Origin of the sequence: Actinocorallia herbida, from assembly GCF_003751225.1 — a bacterium.
Taxonomy (GTDB): Bacteria; Actinomycetota; Actinomycetes; order Streptosporangiales; family Streptosporangiaceae; genus Actinocorallia; species Actinocorallia herbida.
The window spans coordinates 2,682,459-2,702,063 of the sequence record NZ_RJKE01000001.1 but is presented as its reverse complement, the minus strand read 5'-3'; the positions used below and the strand labels follow the sequence as shown (position 1 = coordinate 2,702,063).

Here is a 19,605-nt window from a genome sequence, read left to right as displayed (position 1 = left end):
CGTGAACCAGAAGGTCTACATCCACGAGTTCATCCACATCACCAAGCAGAACCGCGCCCGGTACATGCACCACATGACGGCGAACTGGAGCCCCATCGCGCAGGAGCAGCGGCACCAGCTCTGCTACGGGGTGTGGGGCGTCGTGGGCAGCACCGGGCCGTGGCCGCAGACGGTGAACATGTGGGAGGAGGACGGCTTCGACGGTCTCGCCGCGTCCTTCCGGCTGGAGTTCGGCAACAAGATCCTCCAGGACCCCGCCCTGGAGAAATGGTGGGCCGCCGCGGCCGACCTGCGCTCGGGCGGCTTCGACCGGATCGTGGTCCCGCACGCGTCCAGCGCGACGATCGAGGAGCTGTGCGCGGACGGGCCCGTGGGCGCCGAGCTGTACGCGCACGAGATCCTCACCGTCCCTCAGGGGACCGCGTGGAAGGCCGCCGACCTGGCCGCCGCGCATGCCGACGCCGCGAGCGCGCGCACGGGCTGGCGGCTGATCGGCGCGTTCGTCACGGCGATGCACGCGTTGGACGAGGTGATCCTCCTGTGGGCGATCCCCGACTGGGAGGCATGGGCCGCCGCCGAGAAGGAGGCCGTCCGGGGCCGGGAAGGGCTGCTCCCCGAAGGCACCGGCCTGCTCACGCGCGACCGGGTCCTGCTCGTCGACGCCCCGCTCTGCCCGATGCGCATCGGCCGCCAGCCGCACCGGGACGACCGGACCGACTGGACGGACTGAACGCGTGGCCGCGGCGGCGGCCGATCCCGTGTCCCGGCCGCCGCCGCGCCTGTCCCTGTTCATGCGCCCGGCGCCCTCGTACCGGGCATGGTCCGGCTCACCGCGTGCCGAGGATCGACACGAAGCTGACCATCTCCCCGGGGTAGCCGCCGAGGTTGTGGGTGAGCGCGAGCGACCGGTCGCCGAACGTGGAGATCCGCCGCCCGTCGGGGGCCTCGCCGCGCAACTGGAGCCACGCCTCGAACATCATCCGCAGCCCGGACGCGCCCACCGGGTGCCCGAACGACTTCAGGCCGCCGTCCGGATTCACCGGAAGCGCACCGTCCAGGTCGTAGGCTCCGTCCAGGACCTTCTTCCACGCCGACCCGCGCTCGGCCAGGCCCAGGTCCTCCAGCAGGACGAGCTCGGTCGGCGTGAAGCAGTCATGCACCTCCGCCATCGCCAGCTCAGCCGCCGGGTCGCTGATCCCCGCCTGCGCATAGGCGTCCCGGGCCGAGGCGGCGACCTCGGGGAACGTCGTGTAGTCGTAGGCGGGGTCGGTCAGGCCGGAGCCGTCGCCCGCGACGAACGACAGGGCCTTGATGAACAGCGGCTTGTCGGTGTACCGGTACGCGTCCTCGGCCCGCACCACGATCGCGGCGGCCGAGCCGTCGGCGACGCCCGCGCAGTCGAACACCGACAGACCGCCCGCGACCGCCGGCATCGAGCACAACCGCTCCACCGACATCTCCTTGCGGAACTGGGCGCGCGGGTTGCGGGCCCCGTTGGCGTGGTTCTTGGAGGCGATCCTCGCCAGGACCGTGCGCATCTCGTCGTCGGAGACCCCGTACTTGCGGCCGTACGCGGGCGCGACCATCGAGAACATCGCGGCGGCCGTCAGGGTGCGCTGAGTGCCGTCGTTCGGAATCGGGAAGGCGTTCAGGCCCTGGTAGCCGGAGTCCTTCACCTTCTCCACGCCGACCGCCATCGCGACGTCGTATGCGCCGCTGGCGACGGCGTAAGCGGCCTGGCGCAGGGCCTCGGACCCTGTCGCGCAGTAGTTCTCCACCCGGGTGACGGGCTTGTCCTTCAGGCGCAGCGGCTTGGACAGGGTGAGACCGCTCATCCCCGACTGGGCCGTGCCCAGCCAGTAGGCGTCGACCTCCTCCTTCGTGACCCCCGCCGAAGCGAACGCCTCGTCCGTCGAGGCCAGAAGGAGCTCGTCGACGCCCTTGTCCCAATGCTCGGTGAACCGGGTGCAGCCCATCCCCACGATGGCGACCCGGTCCCTGATCCCGTGCGAACCCATCTCTAGGCCTCCCCGCCCCGGACCGGCCGGGCCTTCCAGAAGTAGTTGTGGATGCCGTCGGCGGTGAACAGCCGGCGGAACACCGGCTCGACCCGGCCGCCGATCGCGACCTCGTCGGCCGCGACGTCCGTCAGCTCGATCGGCAGGCGGCCCCCGCCGTCGAAGTCCACCACCGCGAACACCACCGGCGGGCTCGGCGAGTACGCCAGCTTGTCGACGGTGAAGGTGACGACCGTGCCCGTCGCGTCGGCCATCAGCGCGGGGGCGTCATCCAGGGGGGACGGGGGCATGCGGACCATGCCGTCGTCGCCGCGGGAGCCCGTGAAGCCGTACTTCCAGGCCGCGTTGCGGGCCGCGGCCGACGACGAGGGCCGGGCGGGCTCGGGGCGGCGCGGCGGCTCGACCGGCAGCATCCCGCGCCAGGCCAGGAACGTCCCGTAGGCGACGGGGGCCCCTTCGGCGACCTGCGCGGCGACCGGACGCGGCACGGGGTGCGCGGCGAGGGCCTCGGTCGTGCGGAAGACGAACGCGTCGGCGCCGTCGGCGAGCACGAGCAGGACGATGACGCGCCCTGCGGGTCCCGTTACGGCGTCCTCGAGCGCGCCGGCGAGCAGCAGCCCCGGCTGGGCCGCGCCGGTGCTGCCGACCGAGGCGTCGAGGCGGTCCACGACGCGTTCCGCGGGCACTCCGGACCGGGCGGCCACGGCCGTCGCCGCCCGGGCGTGCAGCCCCGCGACGGCCAGCGCCCCGACCGCGTCGGCGCCGACGCCCGCGCGGGCGAGCGCGAGTTTCAGGGCCTCCGCGCCGAGCGCGGTGTACCGGGTCTCGCCGAAGCGCTCCTCCCACAGACGGGAGGCGGCCTCGCCGGGCACCCGCCAGCGGTCGGTGAACTCCTCGGTGACCGAGGCCGCTCCGAGGAGTTCGGCGAGGACCGGCCCGGCCTCCTCGCCGCCGACCAGCAGCGCCGCGCCGCCGTCGCCGCCCGCCGACTCGTCCGCGCCGCCGGGCAGTCCGCCGCGCAGATCCCCCGCGACGACCAGGGCGGGCCCGTCCGAGGCGAGGGCCGCCCTGAGGGCTCCCGCCGCCGACCGGACGGAGCCGACCGCGTCATAGGCGGGCGCCTCCCTATCGAGGCGCAGCGCAGCGTGCACGGTCGTCGCGTTCGTCTTGTCGAGGTAGGGCGGGTCGGTGGTGGCGAACCACAGGGAGGCCGGGGAGGCGGGGGCGTGCCGGAGGGCGAGCCTGGCGGCGGCGACACCGAGGGTGACGGCGTCCTCGTCGTAGGAGGCGACCGTACGGGTGCCCTTGCCTCCGCCCTTTCCGGCGATCCCGGTGATGGTGCGGCGGTCGAGCCGCCGGTGGGGCAGGTACCCGCCCCAGGACAGGATTCCGCGCATGGGTGGCATCATAGCTCCGTCTGCGAATATTGCATAAAAGATTCAATCTGCAATACTGCCAGCATGACACTCGGTGCGCCCGACTCCCACGCGCGCCCCCTCGCCGGGGTCCGCGTCCTCGCGCTGGAGCAGATGCAGGCGCTCCCCTACGCGACCCAGCTCCTGGCCCGGCTCGGCGCCGACGTCGTCAAGATCGAACCGCCGTCCGGCGACTCCGGCCGCGGCTCCCGGCCCGCGATGGCCGACCCGGAGGGGCGTCCCGTCGGCGCGACCTTCCTGCGCAACAACTTCGGGAAGCGCAGCCTGTGCGTCGATCTGAAGGACCCGCGCGGCCGCGATCTCGTCCTCGCCCTCGCCCCGCGCTTCGACGTCATCGCCGAGAACTCCAAGGCCGGCGCCATGTCCCGCCTCGGCCTCGGCTACGACGACATCGCCCGCGTCCACCCCGCGGGCATCTATGTCTCGGTGTCCGGTTTCGGGAACACCGTCCCCACGCCCTACGGTTCGTGGCCCGCCTTCGCCCCGATCGTCGAGGCGATGTCCGGCATCTACGAGATGAAGCGCGAAGGCGACGACCCGCCCCGCGTGGCCCCGGTCGGCGCGCTCGGCGACATCGGCGCCGCCCTCTTCGCCACCATCGGCGTCCTCGCCGCCCTGCGCCACCGCGAGACGACGGGCCGCGGCCAGTACGTCGACATCGCCATGCTCGACTCGGTCATCGCGATGACCGACATCGTCAGCAACTTCTGGTCCATGGGCCTGCGGGGCGGCGACACCGGCCCCCTGATCATGCACGGCTTCCGCGCCAAGGACGGCTGGTTCATCCTCCAGGTCGGCCGCGAACAGCACTTCGCGAAGCTCGCCGACCTCATCGGCCACCCCGAGTGGAAGACCGACCCCCGCCTGTCCACCCGCCAAGGCTGGGTCGACCACCTGGAGCCGGTGCTGCGCCCCGCCATCGAGTCGTGGTCCGCCCCGCACACCAAGATCGAGGCCTGCCAGCTGCTGGGCCGGGCCGGCATCGCCGCGGGCCCCTGCCTCTCGGACGAGGAACTGGTGACGGACCCCCACATCCGGGCCCGCGACATGCTGGTGGCCCTCCCCCGCACCGACGGCGTGGCCCAGCCCGTGCTCACCCCGGGCAACCCCGTCCGCCTCAGCGCCCACACCCCGCCGCCCGAGACCCGCCCCCCGTGGCTCGGCGAGCACACCGAGACCGTCCTCGCCGCCGAACTGGGCCTCTCCCCCACCGCCCTGGCCGATCTCCGCGCCGGCGGCGTCATCTCCTGACCGTGCCCGTCAGGGCACCAGGGAAGTGGTGAGGGACTCGTCGTCGTAGCCGGACTCGACGAGGCAGAGCACGCGCCTGTCGCCCGCGGCCCATTCGGCGCGGGTGGGGCCCACGTAGGTGTAGTCGGTGAGGATGCCCGGCGGGTGCGCGTCGAAGAAGGTCCCGACCATGCGGTCGCAGCGGGCGCCGGACCGCTCGTCGACGCGCTTCCGGCCGGGCCAGCGGCCTTCGGCGAAGGAGAACGTCCGCACGACCTGCGCGTCGTGGGGCTCATCGCAGGCGACGGTGACCACGGTGGCGGCCTCCTCCTCCGGCAGGTCGAAGCAGTCCGCGACGACGAGGGCGGACCACGTCTTCCTGGCCTGGTCCACCGGCACCGCGGACAGGTCGGCGAAGGGCCTCTTCTTCCCTCCGATGGACTCCAGAAGGCACGCGACGGTCTTGTCGAACGGCCACGCAACGCGGGTCGGCAGCGCATAGGTCAGCCTGTGCGTCTCCGCGTACGGGCTCTGGAGCAGCGCGCCGTCCCAGCGGCCGAGGCACTTCTCCTCACCCCGCCGCACGACCTCCCCGTCGCCCGGATACGGGCCCTCCCCGAGGGCTTCCACCGAGAGCACCTGGTACATGTGCGGCTTCGCGCAGTTCGTCATCGTGCGCTCGACCAGTGACTCGTCCTCGACCGGGGCGTTGAAGCAGGCGCCCTGCGTCAGCTTCACCTCCTCCATCTCGTCGGCCACCGCGAACACCAGAGCCGCGACCAGGCTCCCGGCCGCGAGCCACACCGCCGACAGGACGATGCCCGCGATCGCCATCCCCGTGCCCGGCCCGCCGGTCCTGCGCACGCGGACCAGCGCGGCGATCGCCAGCGGCACGGAGACGCAGACACCACCGATGACCCCGAAGACCAGCGCCCCGATGGCCAGCCCATTGCGCGGACGGTCCCGCCCGCCCGGCACCGGCGCCCCCGGAAGGTACGGCCCCTGCGGGTAGGGCCCCTGAGACCCCGGCACCTGCCCGTACGCAGACCCCTGCCCCGGCGGGGGTACCGAACCGGGAACACCGCGTCCGCCGAACGGATCATGCGTCATGACCGAATGCTAGATCATCCCGATTCTCCGTTTTGCCCTTTCCACCCCGTCACTTCTCGCCCAACGAACGCCACCCTCGACACCCGCACCGGAACCCCGGGTCTTCCGCCTTCAACAAGCCCGCACGATCCGCGCTCGCAACGAAGCGAACTGCCCGGGCGTCAACGACAGGTACCCCACCCCGACGTTCTTGGAATCTCGTACTCCGACCCACGAGGCCAACGCTGCGACTTCGACGCATGTCTCGTCGTGGACTCCTCCGCTGTGCGAACTCTTGCGCCACTCGACGTTCATGAGAGAGCCTCCATCTTCGCAAGTATCAACGACCGCGATTCCTCCATCGACATCGCTTTATGTCCGATGAAGTCCCAATCTAGGCCGACTTCGCGTACCTCACCAGGCGACTCGATCAGCCGCCCTCCGCGTTGTGCACCGACGTAGGCGATCTCGCGCTCAGACAGGCTGACAAGCTGGATGGGGCCGTCCGACCCGTTGTGCGCCCCTGTCCGCGAAGAGATCACCCGGATGACTATGTTCGGTCGCGAGCCCAGCTCCACCAGGTGGGCAAGCTGGTCCCGCAGGACCGCGCGGCCCCCGGTCGGCGAGTCGAGCACCGGCTCGTCGAGCAGCACCCATACATACGGAGGGTCCGGTCGGTCGAGTATGGCCTGCTGCCTCGCGATCCTGGCCTCGATGACGGCCTCGGGGTCCTGCACGGTCCGGGCAGCCGCCATCAGGGCACGCATGGTGCTCTCGGTCTGGAGTGGAATCGGAACGCGCTGGCCGTTGTAGATCCGGTACATCGTCGCCACACGCTCGTATTCGAGGAACGTCCTGTGCCAGTCGGGGTCGTGGCCCATGCGGGCGTAGAAGGTGAGGGTCTGGAGGAGGCTGCCGGTGCCGTAGCGGTCGTCGAGGATCTTGGCGTAGTCCAGGTCGAGCCTGCGGCGGCCCGCCTCCAGGTTGGAAACAGTCGAGCGGGCGATGCCGAGGAGCTGCCCCACCTGGGCGAGGGACAGGTTGTGCCGCTCCCGCCACCACCTCATCTGCTGGGCGAGCCAGTGCCAATGTGAGATGCGGGGGTCCAGGGGGTCACGCACGATGACAGGCATCCGACACTCCTGTTTCCACCTCGTCATGAACACAACCGAGCGTAGCGAGGCGATGCGAATCTCGTCACCGAAACCGGAAAGCCCACCAGAACCGGGAGGACTCGGTGACCGTGACGACCGACGACCTGAGCCTGACCATGCTCGCCGCCCGCCCCAGCGCGGGCCTGGCCCGCACCCTCATCGCACAGCGCCTCACCCGCTGGGGCTGCCCGCACCTCGCCGACGACGCCCTCCTCATCGCCACCGAGCTCCTCACCAACGCCTTCGAGGCCACCCCCGGCGCCCGCATCCGCCTCCGCGTGGCCCACGACCGGACCGGCGTCCTCATCGCGGTCTGGGACTCCAGCCCCCACCTCCCCACCCCCCGCCGACCCACCCCCCTCACCCTCGAATCCCTGGACGCCTCCCCCAACACCTACGACCACGGCGGCGGCTGGGGCCTGCCGCTCATCGCCGCCCTCTCCACCGCCCACGGCCACCACCCCGACCGCACCACCGGCGGCAAATGGACCTGGGCCACCCTCACCCACCACCGCCCCTGACCCGCTCGCCCCCACCCGCTCCGCTCCGGCGTACGTCGGGCCCTGTCAGGTCGCGATGGGATACCCGATCTCCGCGAGGTCCTCGGCCAGGGACTCCACGAGGACCCCGGCGTTCAGCAGCGAGACCGTTTCCTGTGTCAGCGGGCGGAGCTCGTAGAGCGCACGTACCGCCTCGACGTCGACGGGCACCCCGTAGTAGTCCTCGGCGAACCGCTTGAACGCTTCAGGGGCCGGGTCGATGAGCAGGCCGAACAGGTGCGTCGATCCGTCGGGATCCTCGCGGTTCGTCGGATAGTCGATCTCGCCCACCCGCCAGCCGTCGTCGAGAGGTTCGCGCCACAGGCAGACCGTGACCGTCGGGACGCCGTTCTCGTCGCAGAAGGCCGGCTCGGTCACGCAGTGCCCGAAGACGTCGGGGACCGAGTCGAGCAGCCCCGGCCACGGTTCGTGGTCCTCGTGGGCGTACGGGCTCATCGCCGATTCATGATCGAAGCCCCGGACATAGGCCCCGCCGGACATGAAGACGATCGAGTACTCGTCCCCGGAGCCGTTCCTCATGGAGGCCATCTCCTCCCCGGGAGACCAGTTCCTGTTGAAGGAGTGGTACCGGCTCTCCCACTCCGGGCTCAGGATCGCCTCCAGCATCGCCATGGCACGGCAGAGATCCCGGAGCCGGGCGACCTCGGGCAACAGCCTCGCCACCTCATGAGCAGTCACACACTTCATCCAACCGGATGACCCATCTCGGCGTGGGCGCCGTCCTGCAGCCGATCCTGCCTGGGATCGCTCACCTCGCGGCGGGAACGGCAGCGCCACACCTCGGGATTCCGGTTCTCCGCACGGCCCGGAGGCCGACGGACGAATTCCGCTGCGCGCAGGAAGCCGACCGAGCGCTCGAAGGTCACGCCTTCCCCGGTCTGTTCGACGCGATCATCGCGGCGGCCCGCCGCTAGGCGGGGCGGTAGCGGGCGCTCGGGGGCTGGGACGGCCTCATCGGGGCTACGGGAGGCGGGCCTGGGCGGAGGTCGGGCCTTCGGGGGACCAGAGGGTGCAGATGGCGGTCCGGTCGACGGGCCAGTCCTTCTCGGCCGGGGCGAGGGAGGTGCGCCGGTGGGACGACGCGTACGGGCTCTTCGCCACCTTGGCGTCCCACTTCGCGCCGCACATCCCGTCGGCCCGGTCCTCCAGTTCCTCCGGGCCCGGGTACGGGCCTTCGGGCATGACCTCCACGGACAGGATCTGGAACAGGTGCGGCTCCGTGCAGCGCTTCGGGTGACGCAGGATGCCGATCCCGTCGGCGGCGAGGGACAGGTCGAGGCAGGCGCCGGGCTTCAGCACGCCGGACGGGATCCCGTCCTCCGGCGCGGTGACGGCCCGGACGACGAGACCGAGCCCGACCACCACGACGGCGACGGACACGAGCGTCAGCACGCTCTTCTTGCGCGCCCCCGGCCCCTGCGGCCCCGCACTGAGCGTCTCATATCCGTCATGGTCTGCTTTGGGGTCATGTGACATCGCCTCATGCTAGGTCGGCCGCACGCGCGCCGCCGGTCTTTCCGCTTCGCACTCCATCCGCACGCTGGACCACGACGACTCGCCACGGGAGCGCGTCGGTCAGGATTCGCCGCGGGCTCTGGCGGCCATGCGGCCGATGGCCTCGCGGTCGAAGAAGACGAACTCGCCCACGGCCTCGCAGGTGACGACGCCGTTCTGGAGGAGCCGGCCGAGGGTGCGGACGTTCTTGCCGTCGACGCTGTCGACCCGGGCTTCGAAGCGGCAGGGGGTGTGGAGGGCGGTCGGGCGGCGGTAGGAGATCTGGAGGCTGCGGGTGGGGCCGGGGACCTTGGCGATGAAGTTCGCGGCGGCGCAGACGATGTCGAAGGCGGTGGCGAGGACGCCGCCGTGGACGCAGCCGGGAGGGCCCTCGTAGGGGCGGGTGAGGGTGCCGGAGAGGATCGCGGTGGTGCCTTCGGAGGAGAGGGTCAGCGGGGGTGCGAGCGGGCTGTGTCGGCCGATCATCACGTCGAACGGCATCCGGGCGGAAAGGTCGGACTCGCCCTCTTCCGGGAAGTTGAGCTGCGTCATCGGCGGCATGGGGTCCGGGACGTAGCGGGCCAGCGCGTCGGTGATGGCGTCGAGGCCGCGGGCCGCGGCCAGGGTGGCCCCCGGGGGCGCGGTCGTCGCGGTGGCCACCTCGATGAGGCGGCGCACCGAGGCGGCGAGCGCGCGGGATTCCTCCAGCCGTCCGAGCAGGACGGGGTGGTCGGCTTCGGTCACGGGTGCTTCCTTCGTTCGGGGATGCCGTCCACGTCCGGGCGCGGACCGCGGCGATACCATGATTCACAACGCGAAGGGGGTTCGGGCGGCGATGAGCGGACGAAGTCTGCGGGATGAGCGCAGGGAGCAGCGCCGCGCGCTCAGCCGGGACCAGATCCTCGACGTCGCCGAGCAGGTGTTCGCGGCCAAGGGCTTCCATGACGCGTCGCTGCGGGAGATCGCCGAACAGGCGGACTATTCGGTCGGCGCGGTCTACGGGTTCTTCTCCGGCAAGGACGAGCTGTACCGGGAGATCTTCCACCGCCGGACTTCGGCGTTCATGCCGGAGATGGCCGAAGTGCTCTCGTCGGAACTGCCCGCCGACCGGCGTCTCGTCGAGCTCGCCGCCTGGCAGGTCGGGTTCTTCCGGAGGTATCCGGAGTTCGGGCGTCTCGTCCTGCGGGGCGGGGCGATCGCGTCGCCCGTCGCCGACCCGCCCGAGGACACCGAGACCCTCGCCAACTTCCGCCGCTCGATCGACATGCAGGCCGAGCTGTTCCGCGACGGCCAGCGCGCGGGCCTGCTCCGGGCGGGAGACCCGGTCCTCATGGCGCGGATGTTCTCCGGTCTGGTGAGCGCCTTCCAGACGAGCGAGCTGTCCGGCGGCGCCCCCCTGCCGATCGAGACCCTGACCGAGACGGTCGAGCGGGCCTTCCGCGCCTGAGGACCGGGCCGGGCCCGTCACAGGCGATTTCCGCCACGGAACTCCTCGGGCACCCAGGACGGTTCGCGCTTCTCGGCGAACGCCCGGCCGCCCTCGACCATCTCGTCGTTGTACAGGAGCGCGTCGAACGTCATCCGGTCGACGGCCCCGTACCGCTCGTTCACCAGCCGCTTCACCTGGAGCCGGGCCTGCGGGGCGGTCCGGCAGATCTGGATCGCGACCTCCTCTGCCGTCTTCCGGACGTCGGCGTCATCGACGACCCGGGAGAACATGCCCCATTCGACCGCTTCCTCGGCGGTGACGGTCCGGCCCGTCAGCAGCATGTCGCGGGCCCGCGCGATGCCGATCTGGGCGGGCAGGTAGCAGGCGTATCCGGTGTCGGCGATGCCCCGGAACAGCTCGGGTGCCCGGACGGTCACGCTGCGCCCGGCCACGGCGACGTCGGAGAGCATCGCGATGAGGAGGCCGCCGCCCTGCGCGATCCCGTTGACGGCCGAGACGACGGGCTTCGGGGAGCGCCGGATCGCCTCGAACGGGGTCGAGTCCAGGCCGAGGAGATCGGGGAAGTCCAGCCAGCGATCCGGTTCCCTGCCGCGCAGTTCACCGCCCGGCATGAACACGTCGCCGGTGCCGGTGATGATGAGCGCGGCGAGGTCCGCGTCGCGGTTGACGAGGTCGACCGCGCGCCGGATGCCGAAGTACATCGCGCTCGTCAGGGCGTTGCGGGAGTCCGGCCGGTCCACGACGCACCAGGCCAGCGGGCCCTCGCGTTCGAGGCGGAGGTACGGGGTGCCGAGGTCGTCGCCCTTGAGGCCCTTGGGGGTCGGGGAACCCTCTGCGGCGCCCATCAGCGGCGCTCGAACTTCACGCCGGCCGCCTCGCGGTCCCAGGTGGACGCCGTGACGCCCTCGTCGCGCAGCAGGTTCTTGGTCGTCCGGCCCGTCCGGCTCATGGGCAGCTCCGCGCGGAACTCGAAGTAGCGCGGCACCGCGTAGTACGGGAGGTGGTCGATCGACCAGCGGCACACCTCCTCCTCGGTGACGGCCGAGCCGTCCCGCAGGACGAGGGTCGCCTTCACGTCGTCCTCGCTGACCTCGCTGGGGACCGCGTGCACGCACACGTCCTTGACGGCCGGGTGCTCGTGGAACACCTTCTCCAGCTCCCAGCTGGAGATGTTCTCCCCGCGGCGGCGCATGTAGTCGGCCTTGCGGTCGACGAAGTACAGGTAGCCCTCGTCGTCGACCTTGCCGATGTCGCCGGTGTGGAACCACAGATTCCGCCACGCCTCGACCGTCGCCTGCGGGCGCTGCCAGTAGCCCTCGAACATCACGTGCGGCATCTTCGGCCTGCACACGATCTCGCCGGGCTCCCCGACGGGGACCTCGTGGTCCTCGTCGTCGAAGATGCGGACGTCGAAGGCCTCCGCGTTGACGATGCCCGCCGATCCCGTCTTTCCGGGCCTGCCGGGCGGGAGCCAGGAGATGAGGGACGCCTCCGTCGCGCCATAGGCGTTGCTGAAGGTGGTGATGTCGAACCGGTCCCGGTACAGGGCGTCGATCTCCGGCGGGATCGGGGCGCCGGTGAGCAGGCGGAGGCTCTTGTTGGCCTCGGCCGTCCCGGAGTTCTTGGCCAGCGGGTGGTCGTCGGCCCGCGCGACCATGACGGCCAGGGAACCGAGCAGCGACGCGATGGTCGCCTCGGTCCGGTTGATCTCCGGCCAGAACCCCGACACGGAGAACCGCCGCGACAGGGCGGCGCGGCCGCCGCTGATGAGGGTGCCGGTGAGCATGCACGAGATCGCGTTGAAGTGGAACAGCGGGAGCGGGCTCCACACCACGTCCTCGGGGGTGCGGCCCCACGAGGAGATGATCTGCCGCGCGATCGACAGATGGTAGTTGTGGCTCAGCGCGCAGCCCTTCGACGGGCCGGTCGTGCCGCCCGTGTAGACGATCGTGCCGAGGTCCGTCGGGCGGACCAGGACGTGCGGGGCCACGTCGGTGCCGGCGAGGAGCTCGTCCCAGCCGTGGACGCGGGTGCCGCGCGAGCACGAGACGACGGGCCGCCCCTCCCCCACCACGACGAGGTGGCGGAGTGTCTCGACCTGTTCCAGCACCTCGATCGGCCGGTCGGCGAGGTCGTCGTGCACGATGACGACGGCGGCCTGGGAGTCGGCGAGCACGTGCCGGAGCAGCGGTCCCTTGAGCGCGGTGTTGACCGGGACGGCGATCGCGCCGAGCCGGTGGATCGCGAACCAGGAGACGACGGCCTCGGGACCGTTCTCCAGGATCGTCGCGACGGTCGAGCCGTGCCCGACGCCGAGGGCGTGCAGGGCCCCGGCGACGCGATCGGCTTCGGCGTCGAGGCTCGCGGCCGTGTAGGGGATGCCGCAGAGGTCGAGGAACGGACCGTCCGGGTCCCGTGTGAGGCGTTGGTCCAGCAGTTCGAGCAGGGTCAGCTGCTCGCCGTTCACCCAGTCTGGCATTTTCCGGTCTCCTCGGGGGCGGGGCCGCAACTTGAATATATTATCTAATCTACTTTTTCATCAGCAAGACGAAACGGGCGCTTGTGCGGTGAACTGAACTGCGGTTCACTCTAGTGAGACCCTGGTTCAGCGCCCAGCCCCCGCGATCCCCCACCCTGAGGAGCACCGTGAAGGCCGAAGACCTGATCATGATCAGCGTGGACGACCACGTGGTCGAGCCCCCGACGCTGTTCGACGAACACATCCCGGCGAAGTACCGGGACGCCGCGCCGAAGGTCATCACCAAGAAGGACGGCTCCGACGTCTGGACCTTCAACGGCTCGATCATCCCCAACATCGGCCTCAACGCCGTCGCGGGCCGCCCCAAGGAGGAGTACGGCATCGAGCCGACCGCCTTCTCCGAGATCCGCCCCGGCACCTACGACATCCACGAGCGCATCAAGGACATGAACGCCGGCGGCATCCTCGCCTCCATGAACTTCCCGTCCTTCCCCGGCTTCGCGGGCCGCCTCTTCGCCGCGGCCGAGGACAAGGACCTGGCCCTGGCCGTCCTGCGCGCCTACAACGACTGGCACATCGACGAATGGGCCGGCACCTACCCCGGCCGCATCATCCCCATGGCGCTCCCCATCCTCTGGGACGCCGAGGAGTGCGCCCGCGAGGTCCGCCGCGTCGCCGCCAAGGGCTGCCGCTCCATGACCTTCACCGAGAACCCCGCCACCCTCGGCTACCCCAGCTTCCACAACGCCTACTGGGACCCGCTGTGGAAGGCCGCCTCGGACGAGGGCGTCGTCCTGTCGATCCACCTGGGCTCCTCGGGCCAGCTGTCGGTGACCGCGCCGGACGCCCCCATCGACGTCATGATCACCCTCCAGCCCATGAACGTCTGCCAGGCCGCCGCCGACCTCCTGTGGTCCCGCGTCCTCAAGAACTTCCCCGACATCCGCTTCGCCCTGTCCGAGGGCGGCACGGGCTGGATCCCCTACTTCCTGGACCGGCTCGACCGCACCTACGACATGCACCACCTGTGGACCGGCCAGGACTTCGGCGACAAGCTCCCCAGCGAGGTCTTCCGCGAGCACTTCCTCACGTGCTTCATCTCCGACCCCGTCGGCGTCCAGCTCCGCCACATGATCGGCATCGACAACATCGCCTGGGAGTGCGACTACCCCCACTCCGACAGCTCCTGGCCCAACGCCCCCGAAGAGCTCATGGCCGTCTCCGAAGGCGTCTCCGCCGAGGACCTCAACAAGATCACCTACCAGAACGCCATGCGCTGGTACTCCTTCGATCCCTTCGTCGCGGGCCGCACCAAGGCCGACGCCACCGTCGGCGCCCTCCGCGCCGAGGCCGGCGACCACGACGTCACCATCCGCGCCACCGACACCGGCCGCTTCGAGAAGGCCGTCGGCATCGACATGGGCACCCTGGCCAAGAACGCCACGGCCTGAACCGCGGAACGGCGGCCGGGGAGTCCCCGACCGCCGTTCGACGGCATCACTTGGCGGACTAGTCGTCGTCCTCGTCGTGCGGGGCTTCGGTGGGGTCGAAGATGCCGCGGTCCTGAAGGAGGGTGACGACGAGGTCGCCCTGGCGGCGGAGCATCGTGGCGTATTCGCGCTCGGCGATCTCCGGGTAGTTGCGCTCGATCGCGTTGAGGATGGCGGCGGTGCCCTCGCGCTCGACGACGTCGGAGCCGGGGACCAGCTCGAAGAAGTTGCCGGGCACGATGTCGGTCATCTGCCGGAGCATCGTGCGGAGGCGGGGCGAGTTGGCGGCGTCGATGACGGTGCGGTGGAAGTCCATCGTCAGGCGGTGCAGCGTGCCGGGGTCCCCGGCCGCCATGATCCTGTCCTGGATCGGCTTCAGGGCCTCGCCCAGCGACGGGCCGCGGCGCTCGACGGCGCGGCGGACGCCGAACCCGTAGAACATCCCGTACAGCTCGTAGTGGTCGCGGACCGAGGGCTCGTCGAGGGCGTTCACGAAGGCGCCCCGGTGCGGGATGATCGTGGTCCAGCCCTCGCGCTCCAGCGCGATCAGCGCCTCGCGCACCGGGATCCGCGAAACGCCCAGCGTCTCGGCGATGGCCCCCTGCGGGATCCGCGCGCCGGGCCGCAGCACCCCGTCGAAGATGAGCCGCCGCACGTACAGCCGCACCTGCTCACCACTGCTGAGCCGCGCCAGATTCTCCCCCGGCAGCGCGACCTTCTCCTCCTCCGGAGGCAACGCCACCACAGCTTCCCGCCGGCGCGCCATCGCCCTCATCCCCCTACGACCCCTGGACGGCCACGCGCCGTCTCTTCTATAGAGAATAAGATATCCAGGTCACGCCCCGTATCCCAACTCGACATGATCTCCGCCTCACCAGCCTTTCCTCGTCCGTCGGGGAACAGCGCTCCGTGACGGGCGCGAGGCACCGTCACGGAGCACTCCGATACGTCAGCGGGCGCGCGGGCACCGGGCCGGGTACCGCGCCCTGATCTCGACGGTGCACGGCCGGTCCGGCCGTCGGCGAGGTGCCGCCGGACCCCGCGGCCGAACTCCTGACACGGCTCGGCGTCGACCGCGCGACGGTCCGCGAACGCCTGCGGCGACCGGCCGGCTGAGACCTCTGCCAGGCCGGGTCGTCATCTCAGTGCGCGGTCGACCAGGGAGTGCAGGTGGGCGCGGAAGCGGGCGACGGACCTGGGGCCCACCCGCTCGGCGGTGCCGGGGAGGCCGGCGAGGGTGAACGCCTGGACGATCCAGGTGACGCTCCAGATCATCAGCTCGGGATCGACGCCGTCGTCGAAGAGCGCGGCGAACGCCTCGAGGGACGCGGCGGTCTGCGGGACGACGAACTCGGTCTCCACCTCGCGCAGGTCGGCCGCGTCGTTCATCCGGCGCTGGGTCCACAGCGCGGCGTGCTCGCGGTGCTCGAGGGAGAAGTCGATGTAGGCGTCGATGAAGCGGTGGGCGCCCTCCCGGTCCACGCCGCCTTCGGTGTAGGCGCGCAGCAGCAGCCACTCGGCGGCCTGGAGCCGGCGGAACACCTCGATGTACAGCTCGCGCCTGCCGCCGAACTCCCGCCGCACATCGGCCGCGCTCACCCCCGCGGTCTCCGCGATCAGCGTGCTGTCGGTCTGGTCGTATCCGAGCTCGGCGAACAGCCGCGTCGCGGCCTCCACGACCCGGTCCCGCTCCGCGTCATCCATGCTCCGCCCCCTCTCCGGCTCCTTCCCCCACCGGGTCACGGGCGCGCCCGCTCCCCGTCCGCTTTCCCCCTCGCCGCCCGGCCGCCGGGCCCGTCGCGGGTCAGAGGTCGAGGACCAGGAGGTCGGTGCGCGAGCCGGAGCAGCAGATGGTGACCATCGAGTTCGCGGCCTTCTCGGCGTCGGTCTGGTAGTCGTCCCGGTGCTCGGGGACCCCGGCGACGACCGGGGTCAGGCAGGTTCCGCACACGCCGCTCTCGCAGGACAGCGACACGGGCACGCCCGCCTCGGCGAGCGCCTGGGCGATGCTCTGCCCTTCCCGGACCGCGCAGCGGACGCCGGAGCGCTTCGCCTCGACGGTGAACGACCCCTCCCGGCCTGGCTGTTCCCGGGTGAAGCGCTCGGTGTGCACGGCCCCGGCGGGCCAGCCGAGCCGGATCAGCGTCTCCGTCGTCCCGTCGATGAACCCAGGAGGCCCGCAGACGTAGACGTCGTCGCGCGCCCCCCTGCCGTGCGCGAGTCCGGCGAGGTCCAGGGGCGCGCCCTCGCCGTCGACGTGCAGGTGGACCGAGGCGCCCAGCGCGTCGAGGTCCGGGAGGAACGCGAGCCTGGCCCGCTCGCGGACGCTGTAGTGCAGCTCGAACGGTCGGCCCTCGGCGGCGAGGAGGCGGGCCATGGCCAGCAGCGGGGTGATGCCGATGCCGCCCGCGAGGAGCAGCGCCCGGCCGCCGCGATCGACCAGTGGGAACGCGTCGCGCGGGGGCGAGACCTCGAGCCCCGCGCCCTCGTGCAGGTGCGCGTGGACCGCCGCCGATCCGCCGCGCGAGTCCGGCGCGCGCAGGACGCCCAGGACGTACCGGTTCCGGTCGGCGGAGTCCCCCGCGAGCGAGTACTGCCGGATCAGGCCGCCGGGCAGGTGCACGTCGAGATGGGCGCCGGGCGCGGCCGGCGGCAGCGCGCCGCCGTCCGGCCGGCGGAGGTCGAGGACGACCACGTCGGGACCGTCGAGACGGCGGGAGTGCACGACGACGGACAGGCGCTCGGAGGGTTCGCGTTCCACGGCGGCGGCTCCAACGGTACGGGGGGCGATTGTGGCTTGGGTCACGCTTGTGTACTGTAATGTACAGTACACAAATCGGGCAAGAACCCCCCCGCCCGGAGCCTCCGACAGGGAGACAGAGACGCCATGCAACGTTTCGCCGACAACACCACCCCCCTGCTGCGCGACCACTGGTACGTCGCCGCGCTCGCGAGCGAGCTGACCGCGGAACCCCTCGAGCGGCAGATCCTGGAGCGCAGCGTGCTGCTCATGCGCGCGTCCGACGGCGCGCCCGTCGCGCTGTCGAACCGCTGCCCGCACCGCTCGTTCCCGCTGTCGCGCGGCAGGGTCGAGAACGACGTCATCACCTGCGGGTACCACGGGATCCGGTTCCGCACGGACGGCTCGTGCGCCGAGGTGCCTTCCCAGGACTCCGTCCCCTCGGCCCTGAGGCTGCACGCCTACCCGGTCGTCGAGGCCGGGCCGTTCGTCTGGATCTGGACCGGCGATCCGGCGGCCGCGCGCACGGCCGACCTGCCCGCCACGCCCTGGCTGACCAGCGCGGACTTCGCCACCGTGGCCGACTACTTCTTCGTGGAGTCCGCCTACCTGCGCATGCACGAGAACGTCATGGACCTCACCCACCTGCCGTTCCTGCACGGGACGGTGTTCCGAAGCCTGGAGTTCGCGCGGGCCCGGCCGGAGGTCGAGGCGGTCGGGATGAAGGTGCGCTCATCGCTGACGATGCCGTCGGGCTCCATGCCGCCCTACCTCGCCAAGCTCGTCGGCTCGGGCGCGCCCGCCTCCGTCCGGCACACCGACGCCTGGTTCGACGGCCCCGCCCTGCACTACGCGCTCGCCAGGTACAGCCTCGCCGAGCCCGAGGCGGACGGCAGGGTCGACTTCCTCGTCAACTTCCTGCACGCGTTCACCCCGGCGACCAAGACGAGCACGCACTACTTCTGGGCGGTCTCCCGGGACGCCGCCGTCGGCGACGCGGCGGTCGACGAGGAGTGCCGCGCGACTCAGCGGTACGTCTTCCACCAGGACGTCGAGGGCATGCGGTGGGTCGAGGACCTCTGCGGCCAGGAGGGCGGCACCCCCGAGGAGCTCAGCGTCGCCGCGGACCGGCCCGGCCTGCTCCTGCGCCGCCATGTGGCGCTGATGGCCGCGGAAGAGGCCGCGCCCGCCCCGCAGCCCGTCGGCTGACGCCTTCGGGGGCTCCGTCCGCGCGGCGTCACTCCCGCGGACGGAGCGCGACCCCGTGCAGGAAGACCCGCACGGCGTACGCGATGCTCCGCTCGATCTCCTCGTCCGTCGGGACCTGCGGCGAGTCGGTGAGCAGCCGCATCTGCACGTCGCCGAGCATCGCCTGGTACAGCTGCGCCGCCGCCAGGATCGGATCCTCGATCGCGACGAGCCCGGCGTCGGCGGCGGCCTGGAGCACCCCGCCGAGCACCCGCTGACCGGCCCGCGGACCGTGGTCGAAGAACGCCTCGCCCAGCCCCGGAACCCGCTCGGCCTCCGCGCTGACGAGCCGGTGCAGCGCGATCGACTCGGGCGACAGCGCCACCGTCGCGAAGTCCCGGCCCAGCTCGACGAGGGTCCGCGCGAGGTCGGCGCTGCTCGGCACGAAGGTCCGCAGCGGCTCGGACCGCTCGTCCAGCAGGCTCTCCACCGCGGCCCGGAACAGGTCGGTCTTGTCCGAGAACTGCTGGTAGATCGTGGACTTCGAGCCGCCGGCCGCCGCGATGACGTCCTCCATCGTCACCCCGGCGAAGCCGCGGGCGATGAACAGGTCCCCGGCCGCGCGCAGAATCATCCGCCGCCGGTCCTCGGCCCTCAGTCTCACCACGCCCCGAGTTTATTCGCCCCCTCGCGCTCCCCGGGCCGCCCGTAGGCTGACCCCCATGAGCGACGTCGACGAGTACGGCAGGCCGGTCCCGCCCCTGGACGGCGACGAGGCGGCCACCCTGACCGGCTTCCTCGACTTCCAGCGCGCCACCTTCGCCTGGAAGTGCCGCGACCTCGACGCCGCGGGCCTGCGCGCCACCGTCGGACCCTCGTCGATGACCCTGGGCGGTCTGCTCAAGCATCTCGCCTACGTCGAGGACACCTGGTTCACCCTGCGCCTCCACGGCGCCCCCCACCCGGCCCCCTGGAACGCCGTCGACTGGCACGCGGACCCGGACTGGGACTGGCACTCGGCCGCCGCCGACACCCCGGAGCACCTGTTCGCCCTCTGGCACGCCTCGGTCGACCGCTCCCGCGCCGCCCTGGCCGCCGTCCTCACCACCGCCGGCCTCGCCGTCCGCGCCGTCAACCCGACCCGTGAGGGCACCCACCCCAGCGCCCGCTGGATCCTCTGCCACCTGATCGAGGAGTACGCCCGCCACAACGGCCACGCCGACCTCCTCCGCGAGTCCGTCGACGGCCGAACCGGGGAGTGACCGGCCCGCCGGCGA

22 protein-coding genes are annotated in these 19,605 nt (G+C 71.6%); 8 read left to right on the top strand and 14 right to left on the bottom strand.

What is annotated here, in order from left to right; all coding sequences use genetic code 11:
- Position 1: 1 nt before the first annotated feature.
- The gene (locus EDD29_RS12670) at positions 2-730 is read left to right on the top strand and encodes an NIPSNAP family protein (RefSeq protein WP_211359676.1); all 729 of its coding nucleotides are present in this window, start codon (positions 2-4) and stop codon (positions 728-730) included.
- A 97-nt stretch (positions 731-827) separates the two neighbouring features.
- Here the strand turns inward: EDD29_RS12670 and EDD29_RS12665 are convergent, their stop codons facing one another.
- Both EDD29_RS12665 and EDD29_RS12660 read right to left on the bottom strand, forming a co-directional pair.
- On the bottom strand, positions 828-2,018 hold the full coding sequence (locus EDD29_RS12665; RefSeq protein ID WP_123664591.1) for an acetyl-CoA acetyltransferase: 1,191 nt from the start codon (positions 2,016-2,018) through the stop codon (positions 828-830).
- A 2-nt stretch (positions 2,019-2,020) separates the two neighbouring features.
- Positions 2,021-3,415 (bottom strand): OB-fold domain-containing protein, encoded by a 1,395-nt coding sequence (locus EDD29_RS12660; protein WP_123664590.1) that lies wholly within the window; start codon positions 3,413-3,415, stop codon positions 2,021-2,023.
- A gap of 63 nt (positions 3,416-3,478) precedes the next feature.
- On the opposite strand from EDD29_RS12660, the gene EDD29_RS12655 reads away from it, so the two are divergent.
- The gene (locus EDD29_RS12655; RefSeq protein WP_123664589.1) at positions 3,479-4,705 is read left to right on the top strand and encodes a CaiB/BaiF CoA transferase family protein; all 1,227 of its coding nucleotides are present in this window, start codon (positions 3,479-3,481) and stop codon (positions 4,703-4,705) included.
- A 9-nt stretch (positions 4,706-4,714) separates the two neighbouring features.
- On the opposite strand, the gene EDD29_RS12650 is transcribed toward EDD29_RS12655, so the two are convergent.
- The 3 genes from EDD29_RS12650 to EDD29_RS12640 all read right to left on the bottom strand — a co-directional run bounded on the left by EDD29_RS12650 (position 4,715) and on the right by EDD29_RS12640 (position 6,906).
- Positions 4,715-5,794: a DUF4190 domain-containing protein gene (locus tag EDD29_RS12650; protein ID WP_170201380.1), complete on the bottom strand. Its 1,080-nt coding sequence runs from the start codon at positions 5,792-5,794 to the stop codon at positions 4,715-4,717.
- Between the two features lie 111 nt (positions 5,795-5,905).
- On the bottom strand, positions 5,906-6,088 hold the full coding sequence (locus EDD29_RS12645) for a DUF397 domain-containing protein (protein ID WP_123664587.1): 183 nt from the start codon (positions 6,086-6,088) through the stop codon (positions 5,906-5,908).
- Positions 6,085-6,906 (bottom strand): helix-turn-helix domain-containing protein, encoded by an 822-nt coding sequence (locus EDD29_RS12640; RefSeq protein ID WP_170201379.1) that lies wholly within the window; start codon positions 6,904-6,906, stop codon positions 6,085-6,087. The genes EDD29_RS12645 and EDD29_RS12640 overlap by 4 nt, the downstream gene beginning before the upstream one ends.
- Before the next feature lie 104 nt (positions 6,907-7,010).
- On the opposite strand from EDD29_RS12640, the gene EDD29_RS12635 reads away from it, so the two are divergent.
- Positions 7,011-7,448, top strand: a complete 438-nt coding sequence (locus EDD29_RS12635) for an ATP-binding protein (RefSeq protein ID WP_123664585.1) — start codon at positions 7,011-7,013, stop codon at positions 7,446-7,448.
- Between the two features lie 45 nt (positions 7,449-7,493).
- Here the strand turns inward: EDD29_RS12635 and EDD29_RS12630 are convergent, their stop codons facing one another.
- Positions 7,494-8,165, bottom strand: a complete 672-nt coding sequence (locus EDD29_RS12630) for a hypothetical protein (RefSeq protein WP_246052743.1) — start codon at positions 8,163-8,165, stop codon at positions 7,494-7,496.
- Between the two features lie 17 nt (positions 8,166-8,182).
- Here EDD29_RS12630 and EDD29_RS12625 point away from each other — a divergent pair, with 17 nt between their 5' ends.
- The gene (locus EDD29_RS12625) at positions 8,183-8,401 is read left to right on the top strand and encodes a hypothetical protein (protein WP_123664583.1); all 219 of its coding nucleotides are present in this window, start codon (positions 8,183-8,185) and stop codon (positions 8,399-8,401) included.
- Between the two features lie 46 nt (positions 8,402-8,447).
- Here the strand turns inward: EDD29_RS12625 and EDD29_RS12620 are convergent, their stop codons facing one another.
- Both EDD29_RS12620 and EDD29_RS12615 read right to left on the bottom strand, forming a co-directional pair.
- Entirely contained in the window at positions 8,448-8,963 is a 516-nt protein-coding gene (locus tag EDD29_RS12620; RefSeq protein WP_148085941.1) for a hypothetical protein, read from the bottom strand.
- Positions 8,964-9,062: 99 nt separating this feature from the next.
- Entirely contained in the window at positions 9,063-9,725 is a 663-nt protein-coding gene (locus tag EDD29_RS12615) for a PaaI family thioesterase (RefSeq protein ID WP_148085940.1), read from the bottom strand.
- Between the two features lie 91 nt (positions 9,726-9,816).
- Between EDD29_RS12615 and EDD29_RS12610 the strand changes: the two genes are divergently transcribed.
- Positions 9,817-10,428, top strand: a complete 612-nt coding sequence (locus tag EDD29_RS12610) for a TetR/AcrR family transcriptional regulator (protein ID WP_170201378.1) — start codon at positions 9,817-9,819, stop codon at positions 10,426-10,428.
- Positions 10,429-10,445: 17 nt separating this feature from the next.
- Here the strand turns inward: EDD29_RS12610 and EDD29_RS12605 are convergent, their stop codons facing one another.
- Both EDD29_RS12605 and EDD29_RS12600 read right to left on the bottom strand, forming a co-directional pair.
- Entirely contained in the window at positions 10,446-11,276 is an 831-nt protein-coding gene (locus EDD29_RS12605) for an enoyl-CoA hydratase/isomerase family protein (RefSeq protein ID WP_123664579.1), read from the bottom strand.
- Complete coding sequence (locus EDD29_RS12600) at positions 11,276-12,910, bottom strand: AMP-binding protein (RefSeq protein ID WP_123664578.1); 1,635 nt, start codon at positions 12,908-12,910, stop codon at positions 11,276-11,278. Before EDD29_RS12600 ends, EDD29_RS12605 begins: the two co-directional genes overlap by 1 nt.
- Before the next feature lie 167 nt (positions 12,911-13,077).
- Between EDD29_RS12600 and EDD29_RS12595 the strand changes: the two genes are divergently transcribed.
- A complete protein-coding gene (locus EDD29_RS12595; protein WP_123664577.1) occupies positions 13,078-14,361 on the top strand; it encodes an amidohydrolase family protein in 1,284 nt (427 codons plus the stop codon).
- Between the two features lie 58 nt (positions 14,362-14,419).
- On the opposite strand, the gene EDD29_RS12590 is transcribed toward EDD29_RS12595, so the two are convergent.
- The 3 genes from EDD29_RS12590 to EDD29_RS12580 all read right to left on the bottom strand — a co-directional run bounded on the left by EDD29_RS12590 (position 14,420) and on the right by EDD29_RS12580 (position 17,206).
- Positions 14,420-15,142, bottom strand: a complete 723-nt coding sequence (locus EDD29_RS12590) for a GntR family transcriptional regulator (protein ID WP_246052742.1) — start codon at positions 15,140-15,142, stop codon at positions 14,420-14,422.
- A 395-nt stretch (positions 15,143-15,537) separates the two neighbouring features.
- Positions 15,538-16,104 (bottom strand): TetR/AcrR family transcriptional regulator, encoded by a 567-nt coding sequence (locus EDD29_RS12585; RefSeq protein ID WP_123664575.1) that lies wholly within the window; start codon positions 16,102-16,104, stop codon positions 15,538-15,540.
- 100 nt (positions 16,105-16,204) lie between these two features.
- Positions 16,205-17,206, bottom strand: a complete 1,002-nt coding sequence (locus EDD29_RS12580; protein WP_211359675.1) for a PDR/VanB family oxidoreductase — start codon at positions 17,204-17,206, stop codon at positions 16,205-16,207.
- Between the two features lie 81 nt (positions 17,207-17,287).
- Between EDD29_RS12580 and EDD29_RS12575 the strand changes: the two genes are divergently transcribed.
- On the top strand, positions 17,288-18,349 hold the full coding sequence (locus tag EDD29_RS12575; RefSeq protein WP_123664573.1) for an aromatic ring-hydroxylating oxygenase subunit alpha: 1,062 nt from the start codon (positions 17,288-17,290) through the stop codon (positions 18,347-18,349).
- 28 nt (positions 18,350-18,377) lie between these two features.
- On the opposite strand, the gene EDD29_RS12570 is transcribed toward EDD29_RS12575, so the two are convergent.
- Complete coding sequence (locus EDD29_RS12570) at positions 18,378-18,995, bottom strand: TetR/AcrR family transcriptional regulator (protein ID WP_211359674.1); 618 nt, start codon at positions 18,993-18,995, stop codon at positions 18,378-18,380.
- A 55-nt stretch (positions 18,996-19,050) separates the two neighbouring features.
- Between EDD29_RS12570 and EDD29_RS12565 the strand changes: the two genes are divergently transcribed.
- The gene (locus EDD29_RS12565; RefSeq protein ID WP_123664571.1) at positions 19,051-19,590 is read left to right on the top strand and encodes a DinB family protein; all 540 of its coding nucleotides are present in this window, start codon (positions 19,051-19,053) and stop codon (positions 19,588-19,590) included.
- The last annotated feature ends 15 nt before the right edge of the window (positions 19,591-19,605 follow it).

Coding starts and splice junctions, on each gene's coding strand:
- EDD29_RS12665 (WP_123664591.1), bottom strand. CDS start 2,018: ATGGGTTCGCACGGGATCAGGGACCGGGTCGCCATCGTGGGGATGGGC.
- EDD29_RS12660 (WP_123664590.1), bottom strand. CDS start 3,415: ATGCGCGGAATCCTGTCCTGGGGCGGGTACCTGCCCCACCGGCGGCTC.
- EDD29_RS12655 (WP_123664589.1), top strand. CDS start 3,479: ATGACACTCGGTGCGCCCGACTCCCACGCGCGCCCCCTCGCCGGGGTC.
- EDD29_RS12650 (WP_170201380.1), bottom strand. CDS start 5,794: ATGACGCATGATCCGTTCGGCGGACGCGGTGTTCCCGGTTCGGTACCC.
- EDD29_RS12645 (WP_123664587.1), bottom strand. CDS start 6,088: ATGAACGTCGAGTGGCGCAAGAGTTCGCACAGCGGAGGAGTCCACGAC.
- EDD29_RS12640 (WP_170201379.1), bottom strand. CDS start 6,906: ATGCCTGTCATCGTGCGTGACCCCCTGGACCCCCGCATCTCACATTGG.
- EDD29_RS12625 (WP_123664583.1), top strand. CDS start 8,183: ATGACCCATCTCGGCGTGGGCGCCGTCCTGCAGCCGATCCTGCCTGGG.
- EDD29_RS12620 (WP_148085941.1), bottom strand. CDS start 8,963: ATGTCACATGACCCCAAAGCAGACCATGACGGATATGAGACGCTCAGT.
- EDD29_RS12610 (WP_170201378.1), top strand. CDS start 9,817: ATGAGCGGACGAAGTCTGCGGGATGAGCGCAGGGAGCAGCGCCGCGCG.
- EDD29_RS12605 (WP_123664579.1), bottom strand. CDS start 11,276: ATGGGCGCCGCAGAGGGTTCCCCGACCCCCAAGGGCCTCAAGGGCGAC.
- EDD29_RS12600 (WP_123664578.1), bottom strand. CDS start 12,910: ATGCCAGACTGGGTGAACGGCGAGCAGCTGACCCTGCTCGAACTGCTG.
- EDD29_RS12585 (WP_123664575.1), bottom strand. CDS start 16,104: ATGGATGACGCGGAGCGGGACCGGGTCGTGGAGGCCGCGACGCGGCTG.
- EDD29_RS12575 (WP_123664573.1), top strand. CDS start 17,288: ATGCAACGTTTCGCCGACAACACCACCCCCCTGCTGCGCGACCACTGG.
- EDD29_RS12565 (WP_123664571.1), top strand. CDS start 19,051: ATGAGCGACGTCGACGAGTACGGCAGGCCGGTCCCGCCCCTGGACGGC.